This window comes from Thiohalophilus sp. (assembly GCF_031581315.1).
In the GTDB taxonomy this organism is placed as follows: Bacteria; Pseudomonadota; Gammaproteobacteria; order UBA6429; family Thiohalophilaceae; genus Thiohalophilus.
Genome location: NZ_JAVLAZ010000028.1, coordinates 14,689 through 19,883 on the forward strand (window position 1 = coordinate 14,689; position 5,195 = coordinate 19,883).

Here is a 5,195-nt window from a genome sequence, read left to right on the forward strand (position 1 = left end):
GACCAGCCTTGTCAGGTTCTAGGTACTAGGTACTAGGTACTAGGTACTAGGTACTGGGGGCTAGTAGGTGCCAGGGTGTAAGGGAACGAGTGCGTGAGATTGTCAGGGTGTGAGCTTGCAAGGTGTAAGATCACAGGCGCACTCTCACTGACGACTGACGACTGACGACTGACGACTGACGACTGACGACTGACGATTTACGATTCATAGCAGAGGTTAACTAAATAGATTATGTGTGGCATAGCCGGAATATTTCACGCCAATCCCGAACAGACCATCGATCCGCAATTGCTGGTCAACATGGCGGCAATCCAGCATCATCGCGGTCCCGACGGGTTTGGTTACAAGACACTGGATGAGCAGGGCGTGGGGTTCTCGCATGCCCGCCTGTCGATTATCGACCTCAACGAAGAGCGCGCCCGTCAGCCTTTTATGTCACAGGACAATAACCTGTTGCTGGCGCATAACGGCGAGTTTTACGACTACAAGCGGATTCGCGCCGAGCTGACGCTCAAGGGCGCGCGGTTCAAGGCCAAGAGTGACTCGGAGATGGTGTTGCATCTCTATCCCCGACTCGGTCTGGAAGACATGCTGCCGCACCTGCGCGGCGAGTTCGCCTTTGCCCTGTATGACAAGCAGCATGATCGGCTGATGCTGGTCCGCGATCGTTTCGGTGTCAAACCGTTGTACTGGACCAACACCGGCGACAAGATCGTATTCGGTTCCGAGCTCAAGGTCCTGTTTGCCCATCCCGATGTGCCGCGTCATTTCAATGCCAAGGGTGTGTTTCATCAGTTGATGCAGACCACCGTGCCGGGCAATACCGCCTTCGATAATATCAATCAGGTCAAACCCGGCCATGTGGTGATCATCGAGCGCAGGCACGGGAAGTTCCATGTGACCGACCAGAAATACTGGGACATGGATTTCCCTCTGCAGAGCGAACGGTTGAAAAACGATCGCGACGATGAAGAGTATTATATAGAAGGTGTCCGCAAACAATTATTGCAGGCGGTACAACTGCGCCTGGAAGCGGATGTGCCGGTGGCCTGTTATCTCTCCGGCGGGATCGACTCCTGTTCCACTCTGGGCATGGCGGCCGCCAGTCAGCAATCCCCGGTCAAGGCGTTTACCATCGGGTTTGACGATGCTGATTACGACGAAACCCCGATTGCCACCGAGATGGCCGAATCGGTTGGTGCTGATCAGGATGTGATGTTGCTCAATGCCGGCCATCTGTACGACAACTTCGAGGAAACCCTCTGGCATACCGAACGCACCATCTATAATACCCTGGGTGTGGCCAAGCTGCTGATGAGCCGGCACGTTAACAAGGCCGGTTACAAAGTGGTGGTTACCGGCGAGGGTTCGGATGAACTGTTCGGTGGTTATCCCGCCTTTCGCCGCGACATGTTCCTGCACGGCATGGATACCCTGTCGCCGGCCGAACGGGCCGAGTGGGAGAGCATCCTGGCCGAGGCCAACAAGTTGTTTAAAGGTGCCATGCTGGCCGAGGACGAAGTCAGCGATCCGGCCCTGAACGAACTGATGGGCTTTACCCCCAGCTGTCTGCAACCCTGGCTCGCCTCGGCGGTGCATGTGCCCGGCCTGCTATCGTCTGCCCTGCGCAAGGAAGTTGAGGGCTATGCCCCCGGACAGGCCATTGCCGAGGCACTGGACGGTGACATGCTCGAAGGCCGCCATCCGCTCGACAAGGCCCAGTACGTCTGGATCAAGACGATGTTGGAAGGCCAGATCCTCACCTGGGGCGGAGACCGCGTCGACATGGCCAATTCCATGGAAGCGCGGCCGCCGTTTCTGGATCATCACCTGGCCGAATATTGCGCCCAGCTGCCGCCCTCCATGCGTATCAAGGGCCGCACCGAGAAATACGTGTTGCGTGAAGCGATGAAGGGCATTTTGCCCACGACGCTATACGAACGGGAAAAGTTCGCCTTCATGGCGCCACCGGCGCATACCGATCCGGACAAGTGGGCCGCCCTCAAGGTCCTGTCTGATAACTACCTCTCCGATGAGGCGATCGAGCAGGCCGGGATTCTGGATAAAGACGGTGTCAAGGCGCTGTTCGATCTGCATGAAGCCGAGGACACCACCGCCTCAACGCAGGTGAAGCTCGATGCGGTCATCAATCACATGGTCGGCGTGCAGATCCTGCACAAGCATTTCGTTGCCACCGATGTCCCATCACTGGCCCGGCAAAAGGCGGATGAATATGGCTGGCATGTCTGAGTCAGGTGTAACGGCACGATGAAAACAAAGGGGGCTGCAAGCCCCCTTTTTTGATCGTGACTGACCGTGTGAACGCTTCTCTATAAGGACATATATATATTTAAATATAGTTAATAACAACTGTCTGGAATAAAACGATTTGTGTGACGTCCTACACAGTATCGTCAGTCGGATCTGGGGTTTACCCGTAAAGTTGCCGAAGATGAAAGAAGACAAATATCCAGATCAGGAGATGTCGCAATGAAACGTTTTCACTTTTTATGGTTGATACCCGCCTTATTCGGGCTGTCGGCGCTGGCCAGCGCCGAACAGACACAACAGGCGGATATTAACTGGGCTGGTTGCGGGATCACCAAAAAAGCCTTCATGGCGGAACTGGCCAGAGCCTACGAGGCCAAGACCGGCGTCCATATCAGTCTCAGCGGGGGTGGCGCCACCAAGGGCATTCGTAATGCCGCGGCGGGCAATATCGATATCGGCGGCGCCTGCCGAACCTCGCTGGAGAGCCGGGATGACGAACGTAATGCTCACCAGATTCCGGTTGCCTGGGATGCACTTGTGGTGGTGACCAACAAGGATAATCCGGTCGACAATATCACCTTCGATCAACTGAAGCAGGTGTATCTGGGTAACATTACCAACTGGAAGGAACTGGGCGGTGCCGATGCGCCGATTGAACTCTATGCCCGCCGGGGCAAGATGTCCGGTGTCGGTCGCACCCTGCGCGAACTGGTGTTCAACAACTTCGATCAGGAGTTCAAGGCCACCTACGTGGTCAAATCGTCCGGCCCGGTGGAAAAGGGCGTCATGGAAAACATCAATGGTTTGGGCGTTACCGGTATCAGCAGCGCCAAAAAACGTGATATCAAGATCCTCAAGCTCAACGGTCACGAGCCCAGCTATGCGAAGATCAGAAACGGGGATTATGTGCTCTATCGCCCGTTATACCTGGTAACCAAACGGGGCTCGACCGATCAAAAGATTCGTGACTTCATTCGCTACGCTGTCAGCCAGGAAGGCCAGGAGATCATTCGCAAACAGGGTACCGTACCCTATACCGAAGCCATGGCCCTGGTCATGAAACAGCTCGACCAGTACGAACGGGCCAGTCGTTCCGGTGCCTATCGCACCAGCGCGGACAGCCAGATATAACACCCGGTCCTGACTGGGAATGGCAAGAGGCTCACCCTGTGGTGGGCCTCTTTTTTTGTGCACTGGAAAGTTAACGCGGAGGACGCGGAGGCGCAAAGACGCAGAGGAAAAATTTATATGGCAGATCACTTTGCTCTTATTTGTATTCCTGGCCAAACCACCGAAGCACTGAAAGTGAAACCATTATGTTCCGGGCAACGGTGTGTAGAACGCACTTCACGCCTGACAGCACCGAGTCGGTGTCTTCCCGTCGTTTTTATTAGCTTATCTTTCTCCGCGCCTCTGCGACTCCGCGTCCTCCGCGTTCATTCCAGGTAACCGTGAATAGTGAATGGATCCTGCTGTCCCACCGACCCTTGCGAGAGACAAAAAAAAGAGGCGCCGGAGCGCCTCTTTTGTTTACAGTGGCAGGGCCTGATCAGGCGTCTTTACTGGTGTAATAGTCGATCAGGATCTTGGCCACTTCGGGGCGGGAGAATTCCGCCGGCGGGGCTTCACCGTTGCTCAGCATTTCGCGCACCTTGGTGCCGGAGAGCAGGACGAAGTCTTCCTTGGTGTGATCCGGCGCTTCGCACATCATGACCACCTTGTTGAGTTTCTTCGACCAGGCAGTGTGGTCAGCCTCGAAGATCTCGATATCCATCGCACCGCCGGGCACTTCGTCGTGGAAGATCTTCTGCGCGTCGAAGGGACCGTAGTAGTCGCCCACGCCGGCATGGTCGCGGCCGATGATAAAGTGGGTGGCGCCCATGTTCTGGCGGAAATAGGCGTGCAGTACCGCCTCGCGTGGGCCGGCATAGAGCATGTCAAAGCCGTAACCGGTGACCATTACGCTGTTGGGCGGGAAGTAGAGTTCCACCATCTTACGGATCGCTGCATCGCGCACCGGCGCGGGGATATCCCCCGGCTTGAGTTTGCCCAGCAGCATGTGAATCACCAGGCCATCGGCGCCCAGGCGATCCATGGCCATGTGGCACAGTTCTTCATGGGCCAGATGCATGGGGTTACGGGTCTGGAAGGCGACGACCTTGTTCCAGCCGTGTTCCTTGATCTCGTTGCGGATTTCCACGGCAGTGCGGAAGGTGTCCGGGAAATCGGTCAGAAAGTAGCTGAAGTTCAGCACGTGGATCGGTCCGGAGACGGCGAAACGGCCCTGGCTGTTAAAGGCGGCCACACCGGGGTGTTCGGTGTCGGTGGTGCCATAGACCCGCTGGGTCATGGTGTTCATCTGGTCGTCGGAGATCTCCTCAATGGCTTCCACGTCCATCACGGCCAGAACCGGGTTGCCCTCGACATTGGGGTCGCGCAGGGCGATGCGTTTGGCGTCTTTGATCTCGTCGACATTCTCCAGCAGGCAGAGAATCGGCACCGGGAAAAAGCTGCCGTCGGTCAGGGTCATCTTTTCGGCGGCGCCCATGGCGTCGGCCACGTTCATAAAGCCCGGCAGCGGATTGAAGTAGCCGCCGCCCAGCATCACGGCATTGCCCGCCGCCTGGGAGCTGATGACCACCGAGGGCAGGGAATTCGCCTCTTTGCTCAATGCATCGTGTTTGGTTGAATCGTAGACAAAGCGCGGTTGCAGCTCGTCGCTACCGATAGGTTTAATCATCCGTCCTTCCTCAAGGTTGGGCCGCGTGGGCATTTATTTTACGTTCGGGCTGCCGTGGTCTGAGAGGGCCCGCCGGAGCGGGAATCCGGCTGCCGCGCAGCCCGGCTAGAATTGTCAGACGCCCGACTATACACCACTGCCTTCGGGGCAGAACAACAGGGATATTTATGAGGGCATTAGAACA

The 5,195-nt window shown here is 56.5% G+C and carries 3 protein-coding genes; 2 read left to right on the forward strand and 1 reads right to left on the reverse strand.

Annotated features, from left to right (window positions below):
• The first annotated feature begins 231 nt into the window (after nucleotides 1-231).
• Together asnB and RI563_RS05920 are read left to right on the forward strand one after the other, a co-directional pair.
• Nucleotides 232-2,250 (forward strand): asparagine synthase (glutamine-hydrolyzing), encoded by a 2,019-nt coding sequence (asnB, locus tag RI563_RS05915; protein WP_310693440.1) that lies wholly within the window; start codon nucleotides 232-234, stop codon nucleotides 2,248-2,250.
• Between the two features lie 240 nt (nucleotides 2,251-2,490).
• Nucleotides 2,491-3,402 (forward strand): phosphate ABC transporter substrate-binding protein, encoded by a 912-nt coding sequence (locus tag RI563_RS05920; RefSeq protein WP_310693441.1) that lies wholly within the window; start codon nucleotides 2,491-2,493, stop codon nucleotides 3,400-3,402.
• 418 nt (nucleotides 3,403-3,820) lie between these two features.
• On the opposite strand, the gene sat is transcribed toward RI563_RS05920, so the two are convergent.
• Complete coding sequence (gene sat, locus RI563_RS05925; protein WP_310693442.1) at nucleotides 3,821-5,011, reverse strand: sulfate adenylyltransferase; 1,191 nt, start codon at nucleotides 5,009-5,011, stop codon at nucleotides 3,821-3,823.
• Nucleotides 5,012-5,195: the final 184 nt, after the last annotated feature.